Annotated in this window: 2 protein-coding genes; both read right to left on the bottom strand. The window is 53.8% G+C overall.

Going from position 1 to position 1,900, the window contains the following annotated elements; all coding sequences use genetic code 11:
• Nucleotides 1–726: phosphoribulokinase (locus RTK32_RS19675; protein ID WP_312046923.1), on the bottom strand; the 726-nt coding region annotated here is incomplete at its 3' end.
• A 92-nt stretch (nt 727–818) separates the two neighbouring features.
• Nucleotides 819–1,900 (bottom strand): SH3 domain-containing protein (locus RTK32_RS19670; protein ID WP_312046921.1); only part of this gene is annotated, 1,082 nt, incomplete at its 5' end.

Raw genomic sequence — 1,900 nt, 5'->3', positions numbered from 1 at the left:
GAAATCAATGTGCTCCAGCGCCTGAAAATGGATGACAACAAAGCTCTCGTCGAGCGAAGGTATGCCTCGCGCGGCAAAGGGATTGGATGTATCTACGGTCGGCACCCGTTGGAAGTTGATATGGGTACGGGAAAACTGTGGGGTGATAAAATTAATGTAATCGTCCATCGAGCGCACCACGGAATCCATTACCGCTTCGCGTGAATGACCGCGTTCGCTGGTATCCCGGATCATTTTCTGGATCCACTCCAGGTTTACGATAGGCACTACCCCCACCAGCAGATCGACATGCTGCGATACATTGTTCTGTGGTGTGACCACTCCGCCGTGCAGGCCTTCGTAAAACAGCACGTCGGTGGGTTCCGGCAGCGGCTGCCACGGCGTAAAAGTGCCGGGAACCTGGTTCCAGGGCACTGCTTCGTCATAGGTATGAAGATATTTTCTGGACTGGCCACTGCCGCTGCGGCCATATTCCGCGAAGGTGTTTTCCAGCAGCGAAAAATCGTTGGCCTCCGGGCCAAAATAGCTGATGTGGCGACCCATATCGCGCGCTTTGCGGATTGCCATATCCATTTCGGGACGGGTATAGCGATGGAAGCTGTCGCCTTCCACTTCCGCCGCGTGCAAATTCAACTGCTGGAAAATTTTGCGGAAGGCCAGGCTGGTGGTGGTGGTGCCTGCGCCGCTGGAGCCGGTCACGGCAATCACGGGATGTAGGGCGGACATAAGCGGGTTTCCTGTGAACGTTATTCCGCCATTGTTATCACGTTTTGCTATGGCATGTCATCTTCTGTGCGATGGCGGCCACCCGGTAAAAATCATTCAATAAAGCTAAGCGCGAACAGCGGTTTAGCCGCCAGGGAAACGAGATCCTCGTCTTCCGGATAGCTCAGCTGCAAAGGAAAGAAGACAGCACCGCCCACAATACTTCTGCCTTCATGACTGCGGGTATGCAGCCCCCACATATTCTGATAAGTCATCGGGACTTTTTTGCCTTCCTGTAAGGTGTAACCGATATAGAGCATGATATGGCCGTCAATATGGATAAGCGTGGTAAACGGTCTGCCGTTTTTTATCAGGTAATCAAGGCGGTCTGCCGGGCTCAGCGAACTGATATCCTTAACCCGGCCGCTTGTGGCCTCGGCCGCAGAGTTACGCGGTAAAAAAATGCCGAAGGGCATTAACAGGCTGCGCATTTCCTGCGAACAGTCATTGTGAAAATTAAAGTCTCCCCAGCCGTACTGCTTGCCCTGCATGGATTTCATCAGGACGGCGATATTAGCGGGCGTCATTTGCAGCGGCATAGACGCCAGCGTATCTGCCTGTGCGCTGACCCATTTGATCTGTGCGCTACCCCCTGCCTGCTTCACAGGGATCGCGACGCTCAAGCCATTGCGATCCTGACGTATGGGCAGAATCGTACCGGGGCGGGCGATAAAATGGAAAACGTCGCCTTCATAGACGGAAACGGGTTCTTTGATATAGGCGCCCAGCTGCCGATCCGCCAGCGCCCGCCAGTTTTCGACGAACGCATCACTTACGCTGGCTATATCATCGCTTTTTACCCAGGCAATCACAGTCGGCGTGACGATATACTTCCAGGCCTTATCATTACTGGTCGTCAACACATAGACAGGCGTGCCGGCGCGTATTGCAGAAACCTGGATATTATCGAAGGGATATCCCTCACCCGCCCGACGCGGATCGCTAAACACTGGATCAATGGCGGGCAAGGCTCTTGCCAGCGTCTCCCGAACGGTGATAGCCCGGCCTGCGTAAGCATCAGGGAGCGTGACGGTGGCATTGGCTCTGACCTGATTTTTCCAGGCGAGACTGAGCAACCTGAAATTTATTCCGTAATAGTCCGCCTCGGCGGATAAATATTTTTTTAGCTCATCAT

It is taken from the genome of Erwinia sp. (genome assembly GCF_031978025.1).
In the GTDB taxonomy this organism is placed as follows: domain Bacteria; phylum Pseudomonadota; class Gammaproteobacteria; order Enterobacterales; family Enterobacteriaceae; genus Erwinia.
This window is presented reverse-complemented; position numbering and strand designations above follow the sequence as displayed.